The following is a 21,835-nucleotide window of genomic DNA, read 5'->3' as shown; positions in this document are numbered from 1 at the left end:
ATCTATATCTCGGAAATGAGTTCCACGATCTGGCGGTTCACGGCCAGCAACCGATCCCGAATATCCACCTGGTCCACCCAGGGGCGGTTTTCCATGTTCGCCACCCGTTTTTTCAATTCGGTATACAGATGCTCGGAGTCCTGCAGCAGGAAACTCCAGTCGACATGCGGCCGCGCCTTTTCCATATCCACCACGGGCTGGAAAGAGACACCCGGCTCCAGTTCCAGCTCCTCCAGGTATTCCGGAATATGGACCTTGAACCCGAACCGCTCAGTGATAAGATCGGCAAAATCCTTTTGCACTTCCGCCTCGCCATGGACCAGAATGATCTGGACCGGGCGCCCACGCATACTTTCCAACCATTTGAGCAGATCGTCCTTGTCCGCATGGCCGGAAAAACCGTTGATCGTGAAAATCTTGGCGGCAATGACGATCTCCTCACCGAACAGGCGAATCTTCTTTGCCCCGTTCAGGATGCGCCGTCCAGGCGTTCCCACGCCCTGCCAGCCGACAAAGATGACGCTGGCACCCGGCCGCCACAAATTGTGCCGCAGATGGTGCTTGATGCGTCCGGCATTGGCCATGCCGCTGGCCGAAATGACGATGGCAGGCCCCTTGGATTCGTTGATGGCCTGGGACTGTTCCCTGGTCTCGGTAAAATGCAGGTTCGGCAAATCCAGCGGATGCTCGCCGTTCTTGATGAGTTCCTGGCTCTGCTTGTCGTAGAACTCAGGGTGCTTGCGGAATATTTCCGTGGCCCTGATCGCCAGCGGGCTGTCCAGATAGACAGGCATATCCTCCGGCAAACGCCCCTGCTTGCGCAACAGGAAAAGGCTGTAGATGATCTGCTGGGAGCGCTCCACGGCAAAGGCGGGAATGACAACCTTTTCCCCTTTGCCATAGCTGTACTCGATGGCCTTGGCCAGTTCGTCCAGGCTGTGCTCCGCATCGGGATGGTTCCGGTTACCATATGTGGATTCCAGGAAGACATAGTCCGCATGGCTCATCTCATCGGGATCTTCCACAATGAGTTGCTCGGGACGGCCCAGGTCACCGGAAAAGACCAGCCGGGTCCACTTGCCGTCCTCCTGATACTCCAGCTCGATGAAGGCCGAGCCCAGAATATGTCCGGCATTCTTGAACCGGACACGAATACCCGGCGCAGGCTCAAATACGCTGTCGTAATCGACTGTCGCCAGCAACGGAATGGTCTTTTCCGCATCGGGCACGGTGTAAAGAGCCTGTTCAAGCTGATTTCCCGTACGCTGCCGCTTGCGGTTGGCCCACTCGGCTTCCATTTCCTGAATGTGCGCACTGTCCAGCAGCATGATCTCCACGAGATCCCGGGTGGGAGCCGTGCAGTACACCGGCTGCCTGAAGCCTTTGGCCACCAGAGCTGGCAGCAAGCCGGTATGGTCGATATGTGCGTGTGTTATCAGGATAAAATCAATTTTCTTTGCATCGTAGGCATCGAAATTCCAGTTGCGCTTTTCAATCTCCGCATTGCCCTGATGCAAGCCGCAATCAATGGCAAACCGTTTGCCGCCACACTCGACCATATAACAAGAGCCGCTCACGGTGCGGGCCGCTCCCATGAATGTAATTTTCATCCGGTTCCTCTTGCATCCCCATCTGGGAATGGTTCCGACATTCCTCTTCCGAAAGGGAAAAAATCGTTGTAATGGGACAGTTGCGCGCAGCGAAACTCGTTCCACTGCGGTGTAAATATGCCTCATTATCCGCCATCAGGCAACCGGCGAAACGCCGGGACAAGTCACAAGGAGTGTTCATGATCAATCGTTCGAAGCAGTACCTCATCGACGACCTTTCCATGCACGAGTCCTGGCGACTCTTCAAGATCATGGCTGAAATCGTCGATGGTTTCGAAACGTTGGCCGAGATCGGCCCGGCCGTCTCCATGTTCGGATCAGCCAGAGTCGCACCGGAAAATCCACTCTACCAGCAGACGGTTGAATTCGCGGGCGAACTTTCCAAAGCAGGCTTCTCCGTCATTACCGGCGGCGGTCCAGGTCTCATGGAGGCCGGCAACAAGGGAGCCTTCGAAGCCGATGGAGAATCCATCGGCCTGCACATTCATCTGCCGCTGGAACAGCACAAGAACCCATACCTGAACGTCAGCTGCGACTTCCGCTATTTCTTCATCCGCAAGCTGATGTTCATCAAATACGCCCTGGCGTACGTGGCTCTGCCCGGCGGCTTCGGCACCCTCGATGAACTTGCGGAAGCGCTCGTCCTGATTCAGACCCATCGCATCAAGCCTTTCCCCATCGTCCTTTTCGGATCGGAGTTCTGGGGTGGACTGGTGGACTGGTTCAAGGATCAACTGCTCACCAACGAATTCATCAAGCCGGGCGATCTCGACCTCTTTTTCGTTACCGACGACCCGGCCGAGGGCGTTGCACACATCAAACGTCACATCGTAATCTAAACGTGAACAATCGCAGCAAGGCGCTGACTCACGGCCTGGCCGCGGTGGGCATCTGGTCCACCGTGGCCTCGGCTTTCAAACTCTCCCTGCGCCACCTTGATCCGCTACAACTCCTACTGGTTGCCGCAGCCTTTTCCCTCCTGGCACTGGGCATTATCCTGCTCGTCCAAGGCAAGCTGCGGGAGGCGTTCCGCGTGAGAGGCAAGGCCCTGCGCCTCAGTGCCCTGGCCGGGATCATCAATCCCTTTCTCTACTACATCATCCTGTTCAAGTCCTACGCCCTGCTGCCCGCCCAGGAGGCCCAGCCGCTCAACTACACCTGGGCCATCACCCTTTCCCTGCTCTCTGTTCCGCTCCTGGGACAAAAGCTGTGCGGCAGGGACCTTGTGGCAATACTGGTCAGCTATTTCGGAGTGCTGGTCATCTCCACACATGGCGATTTGCTCGGTCTCCATTTTTCCGACCCTCTCGGTGTGGCCTTGGCCTTGGGCAGCACCATCCTCTGGGCCCTCTACTGGATTCTCAACACACGCAGCACGCTTGATCCGGTTGTAGGACTCTTCCTCAATTTTCTCTTTGCCTTGCCACCCATCGCGATAGCCACCTGCATTTTTTCCGAGCTGCCAGCCCCGAGCCTACCGGCTCTGCTGGGTGGAGGCTATGTGGGGGTCTTTGAAATGGGAGTGACCTTCGCCCTCTGGCTCTCGGCCATGAAGCACGCCGCCCTGCCCGACGGCGGCGGCACAGCAAGGGTCGCCAACCTGATATTCCTCTCTCCCTTCCTCTCTCTGGTGTTCATCCACTTTATTGCCGGTGAGACGATCATTCCGGCCACGATCATCGGACTCGCTTTCATCGTAGCCGGCAATGTCATCATGCAGTACAAAGGCAGCAAACAATAACGAAGCGATCCTCTTACCCTGACAAACAAAAAAACGGGGAAGGCACAGACCTTCCCCGTTTTTTATTGGATTGAAACGATTCGGTTTTAGACTGCCACTCGAACGTCAGCGGCAACCACACCCTGCAATGTCCCGGCACGATCAAAGACAGGTCCGGACACGGTGATGCAGTTCTCGCCCGATGCTGAGGATTCATAGACATCGGAGATGTAGAAGTTGCGGTTCTCAACCACACCGGTAAACCACGGACGCGTTGACCAATCCGCCCCAAAGGCCTCCCGGTCCTCGGCAAAGCCCGTGACCTTGCCTCCGATATTGCTGACGGTCTGCCGCCCCTGCGCATTGGTGATGTAAAGCAGTTCCAGAAAGTCATTTTGCTTGAGCACGTGCCGCATCGCCTTTTCCTGGCGTTCCCGTTCGTGGGAAAGCACATCGGCCGAGGCGGCAAGGGCCCCTATGACCTCCTGCACCCGACCACTGCCCACCAGACGGAAAACACCAGTCATGGTGGTCAGATCGCCGACACGTTCGGACAACGTCTGCGTGGCTATGGCAGCCTCTTCCATCCCCCTGCCCGTTTCATTTGAAATTTCGTGGACTGCGGTCATGGTCCGCGTCACTTCTTCACTTGCCACGGACTGCTGCGATGCGGCCGAGGCAATGGAACGAATGCGTTCCGCGCTACTGCCGGAAACTTCCACAATCTGTTGCAAGGCGGAACCCGATTCATTGGCCAGCTCCGCTGCGGAATCGGCCAGGTCGGCCATTTCACTGACACCATCGATGGTCCGGCCCACCTGCTGCTGGATTCCCTCGATGGCAACGCCGACATCACGCGTAGCCTCCATGGTTTTTTCAGCCAGCTTGCGCACTTCATCGGCAACAACGGCAAACCCCCGACCGGCATCACCGGCCCTGGCGGCCTCAATGGCCGCATTAAGGGCAAGCAGGTTGGTCTGATCCGCAATGTCGGAAATAACGCCCATGATTCTGCCCACATCCTCGGCCCGGCTACCGAGAGCGGCTACCCGGTCCACCAGAGCCCGGGAATTCCCGGAAACGGACGTAATGGAATCCACGGTGCGGGAAACGACCTCCGCGCCGTTGCTGGCAAATTCCCGGGCATGTTCGGCGTCACCAGCAGCCGCTTCCGCATTGGATGCGGTTTCGGCCACAGCCGCATTCATTTCTTCGAGAGCCGAGACCGCCTCGCCAAGATAGCGCTGCTGGTCCGAGGCTCCACTCCTGGCCTTGTCCGAGGAAACGCTCAGGCTGGCCGTGGCTTCCCGAATCCCCTCAACGGATACGTCCAGGGTTTCGGCTGCGGAGAGCAAACCATGGCAACGGGCCAGTTCTCCCTTTGCGCGTGCCTCTTCCGCCTGCGCCAACGCCAAAGATGCCTTTTTATCCGCTTCACAGGCCACATTTTCGCTGTTTTTAAACTTTTCATCCAACTCATTAAGGTCTTTGACAATCTGGTTTATATAACGCGCGATCTTACCAAAATTGTTCAACTCGCCGGAAGGCAGAACAGCGGTGCGATCCCCGGAAACAGTTGCTTCCAAAAAGGTTACCAACAACTTATTTTTATTATTTATCCTGACCAGGATTATGCCGAGAGCGACAGCAGCGACACCCGCCACAATGGCAAGCCCTCCGACGATCCACATCCCTCCGCCCCCACCAGCCGGTGACACAATTGTCATATCATCGGCCGCAGCGGCAGCTGTCCCCGCATCCAGCCAACAGGACAGCATCCCCACAAGAAATGTCATGTATCCCGCCAGATACGCCTTCTTTGTACGCTTCATTCAAATTCCCCGTTACGCAATACGTTTTTTTCAAGGCTTTCCCTAGCAATTGCGGGGCCAAGGCATAACGAAATCACGACACCTCAATTACGCCAAAGCTGAAATAATAATATTCAACCCCTCGTTTTAACGTAGGGTTGTATCTGTGCGAAAACCACTCTTGAGACGGAGGAGCCATGTTGCACAAATCACTGATATTGGCAGTCGCGGCGCTGGTTGCCGTGGTCTGGGTTTCGGTGGCGCTGGCCTATGATGTGCCGAACGTGATCGTTCTGGAGAGGCCGGACAACAACCCGAAACTTGGACAATGGATCGGCAAGGTCACCTTCCCTCACGGCTTCCATGCCCTGAGGGTCCCCTGCAAAAAATGTCATCACAAGGAAACGGACAAGACTTTGGGCGAGTTCGTCGGTTGCAGGCAATGCCACTCCGACCCCAATCCCAAAGAAAAGACCGGCTTCTTCCGGGCATGGCACACGGATGGTCCGCCCAGCTGCCTGGGGTGCCACACCCAAATGCGCAGCAGAGGCGGAAAGAACCCGGTGGGTTGCACCTCGGCCTGCCACAGGCCCAAGTAGCCAAGGAGGAAGTCATGTCTAATTCCAACCAACTTGAATCCTTGAAAATGATGACTGGAGAGCAAAAGCCTTCGCGGCGGGAATTCATGAAATTCTGCGGCGTGATGGCCACTTTTCTCGGCATGGGACCAGCCATGGTACCGGATATTGCCGAGGCCCTGACCGCCAAGAAACGTCCTTCCGTTGTCTACCTGCACTGTGCCGAGTGCACCGGCTGCACGGAAGGTCTGCTCCGCGCCTACCAGCCCTATTTCGATGAAATCATTATGAATACCATTTCCCTCGACTATTGTGAGACCATCATGGCCGCAGCCGGAACCGCCGCCCATGCAGCCCTGGAAAAGGCGCTGGGCAATCCCGAGGGGTATGTATGTGTCATCGAAGGCGCCATCCCCACCTACCATGGTGGCGAGTACGGCAAGGTCGGCGGCGAAACCATGTTTCAGATCTGCGCCCGCGTAGCCTCCAAGGCAAAAGCGACTATCGCCATGGGTTCCTGTGCCTGTTTCGGCGGCGTGCAGGCGGCCAAGCCGAACCTCTCCCAGGCCAAGGGTGTCAACGACGCTCTCGCAGCCGTGGGCGTCAATGCGATCAACATCTCAGGCTGTCCGCCCAATCCCATGAACTTCGTGGGTACGGTGGTGCATCTGCTGACCAAGGGAATGCCCGCACTCGACAGCTGGAACCGCCCCAAGATCTTCTACGGCCACACGGTACACGATCACTGCCCCAGGCAACCGCACTTCAACAAGGGCGAGTTCGCCATGAGCTTCGACAGCCCGGAAGCCAAGAAGGGATGGTGTCTGTACCAGCTTGGCTGCAAGGGGCCATACACCTACAACAACTGCCCAACGGAGATGTTCAATCAGGTGAACTGGCCGGTCAAGGCGGGTGCTCCCTGCATCGGATGCAGCGAACCCAACTTCTGGGACGACTATTCTCCGTTCTTCCACCCCATCGAAGACGGCCCCAAGCGCTAGGAGGCGACCCATATGAGTCAAACCGCAAAGCATACCACCGGGAAACGACTGATTGTCGATCCGGTAACGCGCATCGAAGGGCACCTCAAAATCGAGGTCGAACTGGATAAGGACCACGTCAAAAACGCCTGGGTCAGCACCCAGCTGTTTCGCGGGATAGAACCCATCCTCAAGGGCCGCCCGCCCGAGGATGCCCCCCTCTTTACCCAGCGGACCTGCGGCGTGTGCACCAATACCCACGCCCTGACCAGCATCCGGGCCATTGAGGACGCCCTGAATCTCAAGGTTACCCCACTGGCACAGCTGATTCGTCACCTCATTCTGTCCGCCCTCATCGTCCACGACCATCTCGTGCATTTCTATCACCTGCACGGGCTGGACTGGATCGACATGGCAGCTGCCACACAGGCCGATGCCGCAAAGGCGGCCTCCATTGTGGCCAAAACAAGTGACCGGGACAATGATCCCGGTACCCTGTACATCATTCAGAAAAAGTTAAAGGACTTCGTTAAGACTGGCCAGTTGGGCTTCCTGGAAAACGCATACTTCCTGGGCGGAAACCCTGCCTATCGCCTCTCGCCGGAGGAGAACCTCATTCTGGCGTCCCATTACTTCGAGGGGCTGCGCATCCAGCTGGAACTCGCCCGGGCTATGGCCCTGTTTGCCGGAAAGAACCCCCACGCCCAGTCCATGGTCGTGGGCGGCGTGACCTGCTACGACAGCCTGCGCCCCGAAGTCATCGCCCACTTCCGCGAGATCTGGGAAAAGACCCAGGAGTTCGTGGAAAACGCCATGATGCCGGACATCCTGATACTGACGCAAAAGTATCCTGAAGCCCTCAACTATGGAAAAACATCCAACTTCATGGACTTCTCGGACTTCCACGATCCCGAAACAGGAAAGGACCCGTTCTTCAAGTCGGGAGTCTTGTGGGGGAACGACTTCGGGAAAACCGACAAGCTGGACAGCAATCTGATCAACGAACACGTCGCCCGCAGCTGGTACAAGGGAGACGAAGCCAGGCAGCCCTACGACGGCATGACCGAACCGATGTACACCAGCTACGACGACAAGGATAAGTACTCCTGGGCCAAGGCTCCCCGATACAAGGGAGAAGCCATGGAAACCGGTCCTCTGGCCCGGCGCGCCATTGCCTATGGGCGAGGAGAAAAGGAAACCAAGACCATGCTGGACAACTTCTTCAAGGCATCCGGCATGAAAAAGGAACAGCTCTTCTCCACCATGGGGCGCACGATCAGCCGTGTGGTCGAAACAACTCTGCTCGGCCGCCGCATGAAGGGTTGGATCGACGACACGGAAAAGCGGATCAAGAAGGGTGACACCGACATCTACAAGAAGTGGAAGATGGTGGATTCCGCCAAAGGCGTCGGCTTCTGTTGCGTCACCCGCGGCGGCCTCTCCCACTGGATTCGGATCAAGGGCGGAAAGATCGAGAATTTCCAGCTCGTGGTGCCCTCCACCTGGAACCTCGGCCCCCGCTGTGCGGCAGGCAAGCTGAGCGCGGCCGAGCAGTCGCTCATCGGCTGCCCCTGTCCTGATCTGGACCGGCCCGTGGAACTCCTGCGGACCATCCATTCCTTTGACCCTTGCATCGCCTGCGCGGTTCATGTGGTGGACAACAGGAGAAGCCCCATCCGAAAGTTCAACGTCCTGTAACCATTCAATCCCATAAAAACGAAAGCCGGGCGGATCACATCCGCCCGGCTTTCGCTTGGAATTTTTCTCGCTGCTTACAAAAAGTCGGGATCAATAGCGGCCTTGCCGCCTGCAAGCACCAGCTTCATGTAGCGAATCGTCCGATCATCCACAGGAACAATAGGGAAGTTTTCCCGACAGGCATCGCACTGGGCCATGGCCGGACGCGAGGGCGCGATGAGCGGGACCTCCCGATTGCAATGCGGACACGGATATAAAAAAATCAACTCCATCCCGACCGGCTTGACCGGAGTCAACGGTTTCTTGATATCTGACACGGGCTTACCCCTTGTGTATAAGATTTTTTCCGGTCATGGAATCCGGTTGCTCAATGCCCCACAAGCCGAGAATGGTCGGGGCTATGTCGCCCAGAATACCCTCTTCCAGCACAGCCTTCCCGTTGCCCTCCTCAATGTAGACCAACGGGACCGGATTGGTGGAATGAGCCGTGTGGGGGCTGCCGTCCGCCGCCAGCATCTGCTCGGCATTGCCGTGATCCGCCGTCAGCAGCACCCGGCCTCCCTGGGCCAGCATGGCGTCCACAATTCGCTCGACGCAACTGTCAACGGTGATGCAGGCCTGATTCGCCGCATCCATGATCCCGGTATGGCCCACCATGTCGAGGTTGGCCAGATTGCAGACACACAGGTCGTAATCGGGCAGGCGACGGATGAGATTTTCCGTCACTTCTTCGGCGCTCATCTGAGGCTTGAGGTCATAAGTTGCCACCTCGCGCGGGGAGGGAATCATGACCCGATCCTCGTTCGCAAAGGGCTCTTCTCTCCCGCAGTTAAGGAAGTAGGTGACATGTGCGTACTTTTCCGTCTCGGCGATGCGCAGTTGGCGCAACCCCTGACGCGAGGCCACCTCGCCAAGAGTGTCCGCATAGGACTCTGCCGGAAAGGCCACGGGCAGGGGGAAGGAACTCTCATACTGGGTCATGGTGGCAAAGCAGGCCAGGTTCGGCACGGACTTGCGTTTGAACCCATCAAATCCATTATCAAAGAGGGCCTGGCCGATTTCACGCGCCCGATCCGCACGGAAGTTGAAGAAAAACAGCCCGTCACCGTCGCCGATGCGGCCTTCCACGCCCTGAATCACACCAGGCTCAACGAATTCGTCTTCTTTACCGGCATCGTAAGAGGCCTGAATCCCCTGCAAGGGATCAGCCATGCTCACGCCGTCACCATCGACCAAGGCATGATAGGCACGTTCAACCCGATCATATCGCTTGTCTCGGTCCATGGCCCAGAACCGACCGGAGATAGTGGCTATCTTGCCAACTCCCAATCGATCCATGGTTGCCATGAGCGCTTCGACATACCCCCGTCCGCTGGCAGGCGGCGTATCCCGCCCATCCAGAAAGACGTGTACGTAGACCTCCGGCACTTCGGCTTTGGCAGCCATCTCCAGAAGCGCGTCCAAATGGCGCTGATGACTGTGCACGCCCCCATCGGAGACCAGCCCCATGAGGTGCAGTCTCCCGCTCCCGGCCTTGGTCTTTTTGATGAGTTCATTCAGCGTCTGATTATCGGCCAGGGAACCGGACTCTATGGCCATGTCGATACGGGTCATGTCCTGATAAATGACGCGGCCCCCACCGATGTTCATATGCCCCACCTCGGAATTGCCCATAAAACCGTCGGGCAGCCCCACGGCCCGCCCGGAACAGGCCAATTGCGTATGGGGATACGATTCCATAAGCAGGTCCAGATGCGGCGTGGGGGCATTTTTCACGCAGTTGCCCGGGCCGTCCGGGGCAATGCCCCACCCGTCCAGTATCAGCAGGAGCGTCTTCTTTGGTTCGGCCATTCCGCTCTCCGGCCTAACCGGCCATATCGACGCGGGGCGCCTCGGCCCACATGCCTTCGAGATTATAGAAATCGCGCAGTTCATCCAGGAAGATGTGGACAAGAACGTCGTTCATATCCAGCAGGACCCATTCGCCCGAGCGTTCGCCCTCCATACGCAAAAACTCTATGTTTTCTTCGCCGGACCGCTCAAGAATGTTCTGGGCCAGGGCCTTGGCGTGTTTCACGCCGCGAGCCGAAACCACCACGGTCATATCCGTAACCGAACTCATGGCGGACACATTCATAATCACGATGTTTTCCGCCTGCTTCTCATCGAGCCATCCGGCAACAAGCCGGGCCTTGTCCAGAGCCGCTATCTGGCTGTATTTGCTATTTTGCTTCATCCGATTCCGCTATGCTTTTTTTAGGGTAACTGGCCACAAGCACTTCATCCAGGCTCCGTTTGGGAACATGGTGCGTGCCATCCGCAGAGCGCCAATACTCGATTTTTCCATCGGCGGGAAGCGGCTCCACAACAACATTCTCGGCTGGGACGCCCAGGGCAAGGACCAGCAGGATTTGCAAATTCTCGGGCAAAGCCAATACCTGAGCCAGCTTTTTCCGGTTGATCGCACCCATGATGCAGCCGCCCAACCCCTTTTCCACTGCGCCGAGCATGATGGTCTGGCTGACGATGCCCTGGTCACCCATGGGATCATCGGTCAGGTCATTATCCAATGTAATGATAATATAGCCGGTGGGGCGCTCGCCCTCTGCGGGTCCCTTCCAGTCCTTCAGATATCCGGCCCATCCCAGCAAGGGGAAAATCTCCGCGCACTGACGGGGATCGGCTGTGACAACATATTTGAGGGGTTGCAGATTTCTGGCCGAAGGGGTGAACCGTGCCGTATCCACCAACTCTGTCAACGTAGCAGCATCCAGGGGCTTGGACTCGTCAAAGACCCGCCGTGTCCTGTTTGCCTTTACCAATTCCTTGAAATTCATTTCGCCTCCATATTGCGTGGTCAATTTGTAAAGGAACTCGGCGGAGAATGCAAAGCGCCCACCTTCCGGCCCTCGGCCTCAAACCCCTTGACTGAGGCCGGGACATGAGGCAACGTGCTGTTTATGCAAATCATACCGACCAACTACTTTTTCTTCTTTATGCAGAGCATATGATGCTCGTGGAACGGTAGCGGTCAGGCAAAAGGACAAACCACGGGCTCACGGGACCGTGGTTTTTTACGTTCCCAAGGCCCGCCACAAGGAGATGAGAGGATGATCTACGACATTCAGAATGAAACCCTGCCCAGAGAGGACATGGAGAAACTTCAACTCAGAAGGCTCCAGGCCCTATGTGAGCGGGTGTACGCCAACGTACCGTTCTACAAGAAAAAATTCGACGAAAAAGGCGTCAAGCCGCAGGATATAAAAACACTGAAAGATCTCACCCGGCTGCCCTTCACCGTCAAGCAGGACCTGCGCGACCAATACCCTTTCGGCATGTTTGCGGTTCCCAAAGAGCAGATCGTCCGCATCCACTCCTCCTCCGGCACCACCGGCACGGCAACCGTCGTCGGCTACACCAAACGTGATATCGAGAACTGGGGCCAACTCATTGCCCGCTCGCTGATGGCTGCAGGCGCCACTGCCAGCGATACGGTCCACAACGCCTACGGCTATGGCCTGTTCACCGGCGGACTCGGCATCCACCACGGCTGCGAGACCCTGGGAGCCACTGTTGTCCCCATCTCCGGCGGTGGAACCCGGCGCCAGATCACCCTGCTCCGCGACTTCGCGCCGGACGTCATCACCTGCACCCCGTCCTACGCCCTCTACCTTGCCGAGACCGCCATGGAGATGGGCATCGACGTCCGTGATCTGCCGCTACGTATCGGCATATTCGGTGCCGAGCCCTGGACCGACGAAATGCGCCAGGCCATTGAACGCAAGCTCGGCATCACCGCCATCGACATTTACGGTCTGTCCGAAGTCATGGGACCCGGCGTGGGCATCGAGTGCCGGGAAGCACAGGACGGCCTGCACATTCAGGAAGACCACTTCCTGGCGGAGACCATCAATCCGGAAACCGGCGAGCCCGTGGGTCCCGGCGAGGAAGGCGAGCTGGTCTTCACCACGCTGACCAAGGAAGGCATACCACTCATCCGCTACCGCACCCGCGACCTGACCGTCCTGAACCCGACCCCGTGCAAGTGTGGCCGCACCACCATGCGCATGAAGCGCGTCACCGGCCGATCCGACGACATGCTCATCATTCGCGGCGTCAATGTCTTCCCCTCGCAGATCGAATCCATCCTCATCAATACGGAAGGACTCACCCCTCACTACCAATTGATCGTGGAACGCCAGGGCAACCTCGACACCCTGGAAGTCCAGGTGGAAGTCAACGAGTCCATGTTCTCGGACGAGATCAAGAGTTTACAGCGGGTGGAATCGAAGGTAATGAAAAATATCAAGGAATTCCTCGGCGTCACCGCCAAGGTGAAATTGGTTGAGCCCAAGGCGATCGAACGCTCCCTCGGCAAGGCCAAACGCATCATCGACAAGAGGAAAGAAGCCTAGCAATTCGCAAAAGCGAGGAGACTACCATGAAAGTCGATCAACTCTCCATATTCCTGGAAAATCGAGCCGGACGCCTGGCCGAAGTGACGCGCATTCTCTCGGAAGCGGGCGTGAACATCCGTGCCCTTTCCCTTGCCGACACCTCGGATTTCGGCATTCTGCGCCTCATAGTTTCCGATTTTGAAACCGCCAAGACGAAACTGAAGGACAACGGCTTCACCGTAGGCCGCACTTCTGTAGTCGCCGTCGAGGTGGCCGACCATCCGGGCGGCCTGAACGACATCCTGACCATGCTTCAGGAAGCGGGCATCAACGTGGAATACATGTATGCATTTGTGCAGCAATCCGGCGACTCCGCCGTACTCATCTTCCGCTTTGACCGCACCGATCAGGGCATTGAGCTGCTGCAGAAAAAGGGGATCACCATCATTCCCGGCGAAAAGCTATACGCACTATAGTTTTTTTCGAAAAAGGCAGATGAAGGCGGAACTCCGGTTCCGCCTTTTTTTCGCGCTGCAATATGAGGAATCAAAAAAAGTTGCCAAAGCTGTTGCCGGAAATAGTCGGAGTAAGTATATTGGGCGACACTAGACAACTGAACTGAAACCGGCGGGACATATACAATGCAAGGAACAGAAATAGTAGAAAGCAAATTTCTGGAATCCATGGTGGGGAAACAGCCTTTTCTAAAGCGCATGTTTACCACCTTCATATCCCAGGAACCCAAACGTATAAGGGAAATCAAGGAAGCGCTTCAGCTTGAGGATGTTGAGCGCCTGCGCCACTTGGCTCATGGCCTGAAGGGCGGCGCCGCCACCATCGGAGTGGCCCGCGTGCGGGACTGCTGCCTTGAGATAGAAAATGCATCCAAGGCCGGAGACGTGGAAGCTGCCTCCACTCATTTTCAGGATCTGGAAAAGGAAATGCGCAACGCTTACGCCTTCATGTTTTCCTATCTGGCCGAGCACTGAAAAAGGCGTTTACCCTCTCGCCTTGAGCGGAGCGTCCCACACGCCGGGCCAGATTCGGATTATGCCGAATCCGCCTCTGAAGGCCGTCCATACCGCTGATGCCACCCAAATGTGGACCATGGCATGGGCCGGATGGATATGCTCGATGAGCAGGATATGGGCCGCTCCCACGGCCGAGGCCACCAGCATGGCATTGCGCAGGTAGCGAAAGTCCCCTGTTCCCCAATGGATGCCGTCCGTTGCGAACGACAACGCTCCAACCGGCAACGACAAAGCAAGAACCACCCACCCGGGGCCAAACTCGTCAACGGCGGATGGAGGGACGAGCAACCAGGCTACAAAGCCCTGCCCGGCCAGCATCAAAACAGCCAGCACAGCCCCCGTGCCCATGCTCCACAGGCAGACGACCTCTGCCACCCGACGGGCCTGGGCAACGGCCCTGGCCCCTATAAAATATCCCACCAGACTTTGCCCGGTGATGGCGAAGGCATCCAAAAACAACGCCGCAAATACAAAGAACTGACGAATGGCCTGATAGGCTGCCCCTTCCTCCGCGCCAAACCGGTTGGCAACCCGCGTACAGAGCCCCAAAAAGACCAGCAACAGGCCAGTACGGACAAAAAGATCGCCGCCGATGCTCAACAGTCGGCGCACACCGGCTCCCCGCATCCGCAAGGTCAACCCGATACGTTTGGCGACCACAATCAGCGTCCAGATGGCTCCCACCCACTGACTCAGGGAACTGGCCACAGCTGCCCCGGCCACTCCGAAAGCGGGAATTCCCAAGCCGCCGAAAATAAGAAACCGATCCAGAACAATGTTGATTCCGTTTACCGCTACCGCGACATAAAGCGGCGTGCGCATATCCTGAACGCCGCGCAATGCGCCGAAGGCTGCCACTGATACCAGCACCGCGGGTGCGCCTATCAGACGATAGAACATATACTCGCGAGCCAGATCCGCCACGCGTCCCTGTGCTCCGAGGACGACCGCTATGTCCCGCAGAAACGGGGAGAGCAACAACAGAAGGCATATGCCTACGCCAATGGCCAGAACACATGCCAGGGAGACGTTTTTTTCGGCATGACAGGTATTTCCCCGCCCCACATCATGGGACACCTCGGTCTGGGTGCCGATACCCAAAAAGCTGAAGGCCCAAAAGATGGATGAGAAGGCTACGGTGCCTATGCCGAGGGCTGCAACAGGTTCCGGGCCGGGGATGCGGGCCACAAAAGCAGTATCCGCGATTCCCGTCAGCGGCTCCGCGACAAGGGAAAAAAGGACGGGAAGGGCCAAGCCGACAAGGGTCCGGTTGGGCCGGTCGATAAAAGGGTGCCGGGAGGATACGCCTTGCTGCTCCCCCTCCGCCATGGATGTGCTCATGCCGAAAACCAGAGCACATTTCCCGTTGGACGGCAAGCGAACGGATTCCACTTTCCCGAAATCCATGCTAAATTGCCTTCATGGAATCGGTAGACATTCAAATTCTGCTCGGCTTTTTCAGCCTTGCCTACACAGTGATAGAAATCATGGCCATCATAACGGCCGTGACAGCGGTGCGTGATACGCGCACTCCGCAGGGGGCCGTTGCCTGGACCATTTCCCTGGTCAGTTTCCCTTTGCTCTCCCTTCCCCTCTACTGGATTTTCGGCCGCAGCAAATTTCACGGATACGTCGAGACGATACGCGACGTTGATGAACAATTCCGAAGCGACATGAAACTCCGGCACAACCTGCCGGAGGTCAAAAAGATTTCGGAACGGCAAAAGCCGCATGCACCGCGCTGCTCTTTTGAAACCATGGCCCGAATGCCCTTTGCCGGGGGAAACGAGCTTGAACTCTACACCAGCGGAAACGCCACTTTCGAAGCGATCTTCGAAGCTATCGAAAAAGCAACGGATTCACTGCTTATCCAGTTCTATATCGTTCACGAGGACAATCTCGGCAAACGAATGCAGGCCTCTTTGCTGCGCAAGGCGGAACAGGGGCTGACCATCCGCTTTCTGTATGACGAAATAGGCAGCCACGCCACCCCCGAAAGCTTTTGGCAGACCATGCGGAAGGCGGGAATCGAAGTTCATCCCTTTCACACCACCAAGGGCCGTGGCAACCGCTTCCAGCTCAACTTCCGCAACCACCGAAAAATAGTCATAGCCGACAACCGGATTGCATTTGTTGGCGGCCACAATGTGGGCGACGAATATCTTGGCAAATCAAAGCACTTCAGCGGATGGCGGGACACGCATATGCGCATAACCGGCCCGGCTATACTGGGCGTGGGCCTCAGCTTTGCAAGAGACTGGCACTGGGCGACCGGCGAGCTCCTCGACGTGGCCGAAAAGCTTCCCCCGCAAGTCGGCAATGCGGAAGTGCTGGCGTTCTCGACCAGTCCGGCCGACCCGCTTGAAACCTGCTCCCTCATGTTCATCCGGGCCATCAACTCCGCCCGAAAACGGTTCTGGATCGCCTCGCCCTACTTCGTTCCGGACAGCGGCGTGACAAAAGCCCTCCAACTGGCCGCCATGCGTGGTGTCGATGTGCGCATCATTCTCCCCCACAAGGCGGACCACATCCTTGTCTATCTGGCAGGCTTTTCCTGTCTCAAGGAATTGCAGATGGAAACGATCCGGGTTTTCCGCTACCAGCACGGCTTCATGCACCAGAAGGTATTTCTGGTCGACGACGCCCTGGCCGGAGTGGGCACCGCCAATCTGGACAACCGATCCTTTCGTCTCAATTTCGAACTAACCATGCTGGTGGAAGATCCCGCATTTTGCAGCCGCATCGAAAGCATGTTCCTTACCGACTTCATGCACAGCGACGAAGTCGGCACGGAAGAGTTCGACAACAAAAACATTATCAAGCAGACCGTAATCCGCTTTGCCCGGCTCTTTTCCCCTATCCTCTAGGCAGCTTCCTCGCTACGCGTTTTTTCGTGTAACCAATTGATGCAAGGCGCACTTCAACGTTCCAGTTTATCGACACAGGATATCCCGAAAGCTGCACCACCCTCTCTTTGGTATATTCAGGACCAATCGTCTTCTCACGTCACAAAGCGGCACATCTATAATTGACAGCGTCATACCATTACATTGGTATCGATTTTTGGATACGGAGCTCCCGGCCCAGCATCCGTACAAGTAACCATCATAGGAGGGACGATGAAACTGCAAAGCAAGCTCCTGGCGCCGCTCTTTATTTCGGTCGTCACCTGCTGTGTGATCGGACTGTTCTTCATAAATCGGGAATTCGCGACCCTGGAGAAATCCTTTATCGATCTCCTAGCGCAGGACAAAATAGCCAATTTCCAATCAGCATTGAGTTCGGCCTCCACGGATGCCCTGAATCAGGCGGCCCAGTACAGCCGTATTGCCCCTGTCATAGAGGCTTTTGCTCTGGCCCATACCGGGGATATCAACGACCCCAAAAGCCCACAGTCCCAAGAAGCCCGACAGATAATCCGTTCCGCACTCAAAGATGCGGCCGCAGGACTCAAGGAAACAACAGGCGAGGCCTTGAATGTCCATTACCATCTGCCGAACGGCAGAAGCCTGGTTCGGGCCTGGAGGGAGAAACAGGCAAAAAAGGACGGTAAGTGGGTAGATATCTCCGATGATATCTCCTCATTCCGCAAGACGGTACTGGACGTCAATCAAACGGGACAGGCGGTCAAAGGAATAGAACCCGGCCGTGGCGGATTCACCATCCGTGGCGTAGCGCCGGTCAAGGACGCCAATGGAAAGCAGCTGGGATCCGTTGAGGTGCTCAAGAGCTTCGGCCCGCTGCTCAAATCCTTGGAAGAGACAGGAGGACTGAAAGTCCTGCTGTATATGAACAGCGACCTGCTCAACATCACGACAAAATTGCAGGACAGCAGCAAATACCCGTTGGTAGGCGACAAATACGTGCTGGTCTCGGGACAGGAAAACGAAACCGCGCGAGAAGCCGTGACCCTGGATGATCTGAACCAGGGAAAAGAACAAAGCGTGACCCATATGGTGGGCGATCACGCGGTCACAACACTTCCCATCAAGGATTATGCGAACAACCAGATAGGCATTCTTTGTATGGTCTCGAACATGGGGGAGCAACGGGCCCACATTACCCGCGCCCTCTACTTCATCACCGGTGGTGTCATCCTCATAGCGGTCATCCCGATGCTGGTTGGCAGTCAGGTCATTCGCCGGTTCATTCTTATTCCCATTCACGCCCTGCTCACATTTGCCGAGGCCTTTTCAAATGGGGATATGACGGTATCCGTTACCATCCATCAAAAGGATGAAATGGGAGACCTCGCAACCGCCCTCCAGGGGATGCGCCAACATTTGACCAATATCGTGAACGAGGTGCAGGGTGCTGCGGAGTCACTGGCGAAAAGCTGTGACGACGTCAACCAATCCTCCCGCACTCTGGCCGAAGGCTCATCCCGCCAGGCAGCCAGCGTGGTCGAAGTGGCCACAAGCATAGAACAAATATCCTCGAACATCCGCCAAAGCTTTGAGAACATCAAGCAGACCCAGGCGCTCGCTACGCAAGCAGCCCATGACGCTCAGCAAGGCGGAGATGCCGTAGCGCAAACCGTGGACGCCATGAACGTCATTGCGGAGAAAATAGCCATTGTGGAAGAGATAGCCAGACAGACCAACCTGCTTGCGCTGAATGCTGCCATCGAAGCGGCGCGGGCAGGCGAACACGGCAAGGGATTTGCCGTTGTGGCCGCAGAGGTGCGCAAGTTGGCGGAGCGGAGCGGCCTTGCAGCCGCGGAAATTGGCGAGCTCTCGTCTACCAGCCTGGAAGTGGCTGATAGAGCAGGGAAAATGCTCAAAAAGACCGTCCCCGATATTCATCGTACATCCGAACTTATCGAAGAAATTTCGGTAGCGGCCAAGGAGCAGGATATCGGCGTCTCGCAGATCAATCAGGCCATGAACGAGCTGGACAGCGTGGTGCAACAGAACTCCTCCATGGCCGTGCATGTGGCGGACGCCTCATCCGCCATGGACGGCCATGCCCGCAACCTCAAGGATACCATGTGCTTTTTCAAGACCGGAGAATGCACATCCTCCGCTCTTCTGGCTGAAGCAAACCATTCTTCAGGCACAGCACCCAAGGCAGGGAAAACATCGGAAACGGATGAATTCCAACGCTACTAACGAGAAAGGGGGGCATGGATTTGATCCACGCCCCCCTTTCCGTCTTCCTGTAATCGCCTAAAAAATGTCGGCCATATTGTAAATCCTGCCCGGCTTTTGCCCGGCCAGCCATTTGGCGGCCCGCAAAGCGCCTGCGGCGAAGGTCTCGCGCGAGTGCGCCCGGTGCGTCACTTCGATGCGCTCGCCGGGGCCGAAGAAATACATGGTGTGCTCGCCCACCACATCGCCGCCACGCAGGGTCTGTACACCGATCTCCTTGCGCGGACGCTCACCGATGATGCCATCACGGCAATGCTTCTTCACGTCATCATACTCCCACCCGCGGGCCTCGGCAAGGCACTGGGCCAGCTTCAGGGCCGTACCGCTGGGAGAATCCTTCTTCATGCGGTGGTGGGCCTCCATTACCTCAATGTCATACGCCGGGCCAAGGGCCTGGACCAAGGCAGGCAGCAGTTTGAGCAGCGTATTGATACCAACGGACATATTGGGCGCCCAAAACAACGGGACCTTGGCGGCAAACCCGGCCAGCGTTGCCTGCTGCTCCTTATTCAATCCCGTAGTACCGATGACGGCCGGGTTGCCAAACTCGGCAGCCTTCTCTGCCATGGCCAGGGAAGATTCGGGCGCAGTAAAATCAACAATGACCGATCCGGGGACCTGTGGGAGCAATTCCTCCAGGCAATCAGACACCTTGCATCCTTCATAGGACAAACCGTCTGTGTTGCCTTTTCGCTCACAAGTTCCGACGAGATTCAAATCCTCGTCGCCAAGGGCCATGTTGACCAGCATATTGCCCATGCGCCCCTTTGCGCCCAGAATGACGATGTCGGTAGCCATACCGCTCTCCTTGTTGAAATTTTACGCGGACGTTTGGAGTAATTCCTTGAACCGCTCGAAGTCAATAATTTCCAGTCCGAGCTTTTCCGCCTTTGTCACCTTGGACCCGGCCTTTTCCCCTGCCACAACGTAGTCCACTTTCTTGGAGATGGACTTGACCGAACTGCCGCCATTGGCCTCCACAAGGGCCTCGGCCTCGGAGCGGCTCATATCCGGCAGGGAACCGGTGAAGATAAAGACCTTCCCGGCCAGAGGGGCACCATCCGACGCTTCCGCTTCCGGCTCGGGCTCGCCTGTGGGCCAAAAGCCCACATCACGGAACCGGTCGATCAGTTCCAGGGTATCCTCGCTCTCAAAAAAGAAATGGATACTCTCCGCAACAATCGGACCGATGTCCTCCAGATCCTGGAGTTCCTCGCGCGAGGCCTTGCCCAGTGCCTCCAGGTCCGCATAGTTGGCCGCCAAAATGCGTGCGGTCTGCTCGCCCACATGCCGGATGCCAAGCCCGGCAATGAACCGCCACAGCGGTGCGTCCACCTTTGCCTTGGCCACGGCTGCCAGAAAATTATCAGCCGACTTGTCGCCCATTCTCTCATACTTCAGCAGATCCGTCTTCTTCAGGGAGAAGAGATCGGCCGAAGTCTTGAGCACACCATCCTGCGCCAGTCTTTCCACCCACTTGCGCCCCACGCCTTCCATATCCAACCCGGCCTTGGACACGAAATGGATGATCCGCTGCACAGTCTTGGCTGGGCAGGCTTCGTTGGTACATCGCACGGCCTCGCCGTCTTCCCGAGCCTCGCTGCCGCAAACCGGACATGTATTGGGAAAGACATACGGTTCGGAGTCCTCAGGGCGGGCTTCCAGGTCCACAGAAAGGACCTGAGGGATGACATCCCCTGCCCGCTGAACGAGCACGGTATCGCCGACGCGCAGGTCATGCTCTTCGATGTAGCCCTTGTTGTGCAAGGTGGCATTGGAGACGACAACTCCGGCCAGAGGGACGGGCGTAAGCTCTGCTACGGGCGTGAGCACGCCGGTACGGCCTACCTGAATTCGGATGGCGTCCAGCCGCGTACGGGCCTGCATGGCCGGGAACTTGAGAGCCATGGCCCAGCGCGGGGCCCGGGCCGTAAAGCCAAGGGCACGCTGCATATCAAAGCTGTTCACCTTGGCCACAACGCCATCTATCTCGAAAGGCAGCGACGCCCGCCGTTCCCCCAGCTCCTTGAAATACTCCGCCACGTCATCGGGCGATCCGCAGAGCTTGGCCTCGGGCGCCACGGCAAAGCCGAGGGCCTTGAGCCCTTCCATGGCCTCCTGCTGGGAGGTCCAGGCAAACAGGGGCTGCGCCCATTTAACGCGACCAATACCGTAACCCATGAAGCGCAACGGTCGGGAGGCCGCCACCTTCGGGTCCAACTGACGGATGGAACCGGCGGCAGCGTTGCGCGGATTGGCAAAAACCTTTTCACCAGCCTCGCGCTGCCGCTCATTGAGAGCGGAAAAATCCTTGTTGGACATGATGACCTCGCCGCGAACCTCCAGCAAGCGAGGAACGGAAGCCCCACGCAGGGTAAGCGGCAGGTTCATGACCGTGCGCATGTTCCGGGTCACATCCTCGCCGACAAGACCATCGCCACGCGTGGCCGCCCGGACAAAACGCCCCTCTTCATAGATGACCTCCAACGCCAGACCATCCATCTTGGGATCGGTCCAGTATTCCACGCCATCTGTCCCCAAGCCTTTGACCACCCGCTCGGTGAAAGCATACCAGGCGTCGATGTCCATGGCGTTGTCCAGGCTGTACAGGCGCTCGGCGTGCTCATACGGCGTAAACCCGGCGGCAGGCTCGCCACCTACCCGGCGAGTGGGAGAATTCGGGTCCTCCAGTTCTGGATACTCAAGCTCCAGGGCCTGAAGCTCGCGAAAAAGATTGTCGTATTCCTCGTCCGAAATGACGGGATCATCCAAAACGTAATAGCGGTGACTATGGTATTCCAAATCCGTGCGCAGCTTAGCTGCGCGCTCTTCAATCTCACGGGAAATCATGTTCGTTTTT

General features: G+C 57.1%; 19 protein-coding genes. 10 read left to right on the top strand and 9 right to left on the bottom strand.

The genetic code is table 11. The features are described from left to right. Window positions 1-2: 2 nt before the first annotated feature. Window positions 3-1,610 (bottom strand): MBL fold metallo-hydrolase RNA specificity domain-containing protein, encoded by a 1,608-nt coding sequence (locus ACI0FG_RS06660; RefSeq protein ID WP_419787764.1) that lies wholly within the window; start codon window positions 1,608-1,610, stop codon window positions 3-5. 182 nt (window positions 1,611-1,792) lie between these two features. Here ACI0FG_RS06660 and ACI0FG_RS06655 point away from each other — a divergent pair, with 182 nt between their 5' ends. Both ACI0FG_RS06655 and ACI0FG_RS06650 read left to right on the top strand, forming a co-directional pair. Beyond that, window positions 1,793-2,449, top strand: coding sequence for a TIGR00730 family Rossman fold protein (locus ACI0FG_RS06655; RefSeq protein ID WP_419788367.1), 657 nt, complete (start codon window positions 1,793-1,795; stop codon window positions 2,447-2,449). Between the two features lie 2 nt (window positions 2,450-2,451). Then, window positions 2,452-3,351: a DMT family transporter gene (locus tag ACI0FG_RS06650; protein ID WP_419787763.1), complete on the top strand. Its 900-nt coding sequence runs from the start codon at window positions 2,452-2,454 to the stop codon at window positions 3,349-3,351. Window positions 3,352-3,437: 86 nt separating this feature from the next. Here the strand turns inward: ACI0FG_RS06650 and ACI0FG_RS06645 are convergent, their stop codons facing one another. Next, complete coding sequence (locus ACI0FG_RS06645; RefSeq protein WP_419787762.1) at window positions 3,438-5,162, bottom strand: methyl-accepting chemotaxis protein; 1,725 nt, start codon at window positions 5,160-5,162, stop codon at window positions 3,438-3,440. 176 nt (window positions 5,163-5,338) lie between these two features. Here ACI0FG_RS06645 and ACI0FG_RS06640 point away from each other — a divergent pair, with 176 nt between their 5' ends. Genes ACI0FG_RS06640 through ACI0FG_RS06630 form a run of 3 tightly spaced genes read left to right on the top strand, consistent with a single transcriptional unit; the run spans window position 5,339 to window position 8,397 of the window. Next, window positions 5,339-5,740, top strand: a complete 402-nt coding sequence (locus tag ACI0FG_RS06640) for a cytochrome c3 family protein (RefSeq protein WP_419787761.1) — start codon at window positions 5,339-5,341, stop codon at window positions 5,738-5,740. Window positions 5,741-5,754: 14 nt separating this feature from the next. Further along, a complete protein-coding gene (locus ACI0FG_RS06635; protein ID WP_419787760.1) occupies window positions 5,755-6,720 on the top strand; it encodes a hydrogenase small subunit in 966 nt (321 codons plus the stop codon). Window positions 6,721-6,732: 12 nt separating this feature from the next. Next, window positions 6,733-8,397 carry a nickel-dependent hydrogenase large subunit gene (locus tag ACI0FG_RS06630; protein WP_419787759.1) on the top strand — a complete coding sequence of 555 codons (1,665 nt, stop codon included), beginning with the start codon at window positions 6,733-6,735 and terminating at the stop codon, window positions 8,395-8,397. Window positions 8,398-8,471: 74 nt separating this feature from the next. Here ACI0FG_RS06630 and ACI0FG_RS06625 read toward each other — a convergent pair whose 3' ends face one another. Genes ACI0FG_RS06625 through ACI0FG_RS06610 form a run of 4 tightly spaced genes read right to left on the bottom strand, consistent with a single transcriptional unit; the run spans window position 8,472 to window position 11,234 of the window. Continuing rightward, on the bottom strand, window positions 8,472-8,714 hold the full coding sequence (locus tag ACI0FG_RS06625) for a hypothetical protein (RefSeq protein WP_419787758.1): 243 nt from the start codon (window positions 8,712-8,714) through the stop codon (window positions 8,472-8,474). Between the two features lie 4 nt (window positions 8,715-8,718). Further along, window positions 8,719-10,248: a 2,3-bisphosphoglycerate-independent phosphoglycerate mutase gene (gene gpmI / locus ACI0FG_RS06620; RefSeq protein ID WP_419787757.1), complete on the bottom strand. Its 1,530-nt coding sequence runs from the start codon at window positions 10,246-10,248 to the stop codon at window positions 8,719-8,721. A gap of 13 nt (window positions 10,249-10,261) precedes the next feature. Beyond that, on the bottom strand, window positions 10,262-10,633 hold the full coding sequence (gene rsfS / locus ACI0FG_RS06615; protein WP_419787756.1) for a ribosome silencing factor: 372 nt from the start codon (window positions 10,631-10,633) through the stop codon (window positions 10,262-10,264). After that, entirely contained in the window at window positions 10,620-11,234 is a 615-nt protein-coding gene (locus ACI0FG_RS06610; protein WP_419787755.1) for a nitroreductase family protein, read from the bottom strand. Before ACI0FG_RS06610 ends, rsfS begins: the two co-directional genes overlap by 14 nt. A 273-nt stretch (window positions 11,235-11,507) precedes the next feature. On the opposite strand from ACI0FG_RS06610, the gene ACI0FG_RS06605 reads away from it, so the two are divergent. The 3 genes from ACI0FG_RS06605 (at window position 11,508) to ACI0FG_RS06595 (ending at window position 13,783) form a co-directional block, all read left to right on the top strand. Continuing rightward, complete coding sequence (locus tag ACI0FG_RS06605; RefSeq protein ID WP_419787754.1) at window positions 11,508-12,812, top strand: phenylacetate--CoA ligase family protein; 1,305 nt, start codon at window positions 11,508-11,510, stop codon at window positions 12,810-12,812. Between the two features lie 26 nt (window positions 12,813-12,838). Then, window positions 12,839-13,270, top strand: a complete 432-nt coding sequence (locus ACI0FG_RS06600; protein ID WP_419787753.1) for an ACT domain-containing protein — start codon at window positions 12,839-12,841, stop codon at window positions 13,268-13,270. Window positions 13,271-13,435: 165 nt separating this feature from the next. Further along, window positions 13,436-13,783, top strand: a complete 348-nt coding sequence (locus ACI0FG_RS06595) for an Hpt domain-containing protein (protein ID WP_419787752.1) — start codon at window positions 13,436-13,438, stop codon at window positions 13,781-13,783. A 9-nt stretch (window positions 13,784-13,792) separates the two neighbouring features. On the opposite strand, the gene ACI0FG_RS06590 is transcribed toward ACI0FG_RS06595, so the two are convergent. Then, window positions 13,793-15,232, bottom strand: coding sequence for an MATE family efflux transporter (locus ACI0FG_RS06590; protein ID WP_419787751.1), 1,440 nt, complete (start codon window positions 15,230-15,232; stop codon window positions 13,793-13,795). A gap of 14 nt (window positions 15,233-15,246) precedes the next feature. Between ACI0FG_RS06590 and cls the strand changes: the two genes are divergently transcribed. Next, window positions 15,247-16,692, top strand: coding sequence for a cardiolipin synthase (gene cls, locus ACI0FG_RS06585; RefSeq protein WP_419787750.1), 1,446 nt, complete (start codon window positions 15,247-15,249; stop codon window positions 16,690-16,692). A gap of 252 nt (window positions 16,693-16,944) precedes the next feature. Next, the gene (locus ACI0FG_RS06580; RefSeq protein ID WP_419787749.1) at window positions 16,945-18,936 is read left to right on the top strand and encodes a methyl-accepting chemotaxis protein; all 1,992 of its coding nucleotides are present in this window, start codon (window positions 16,945-16,947) and stop codon (window positions 18,934-18,936) included. A 57-nt stretch (window positions 18,937-18,993) separates the two neighbouring features. Here ACI0FG_RS06580 and dapB read toward each other — a convergent pair whose 3' ends face one another. Further along, window positions 18,994-19,773, bottom strand: a complete 780-nt coding sequence (dapB, locus tag ACI0FG_RS06575) for a 4-hydroxy-tetrahydrodipicolinate reductase (RefSeq protein ID WP_419787748.1) — start codon at window positions 19,771-19,773, stop codon at window positions 18,994-18,996. Between the two features lie 21 nt (window positions 19,774-19,794). Next, window positions 19,795-21,825: an NAD-dependent DNA ligase LigA gene (ligA, locus tag ACI0FG_RS06570; protein WP_419787747.1), complete on the bottom strand. Its 2,031-nt coding sequence runs from the start codon at window positions 21,823-21,825 to the stop codon at window positions 19,795-19,797. Between the last annotated feature and the right edge of the window lie 10 nt (window positions 21,826-21,835).

This window comes from Pseudodesulfovibrio sp. 7M6 (assembly GCF_050058625.1).
GTDB classification, from domain to species: Bacteria; Desulfobacterota; Desulfovibrionia; order Desulfovibrionales; family Desulfovibrionaceae; genus Pseudodesulfovibrio; species Pseudodesulfovibrio salinus.
The sequence above is the reverse complement of the archived record's forward strand: the minus strand, read 5'-3'. Positions and strand labels throughout refer to the sequence as shown.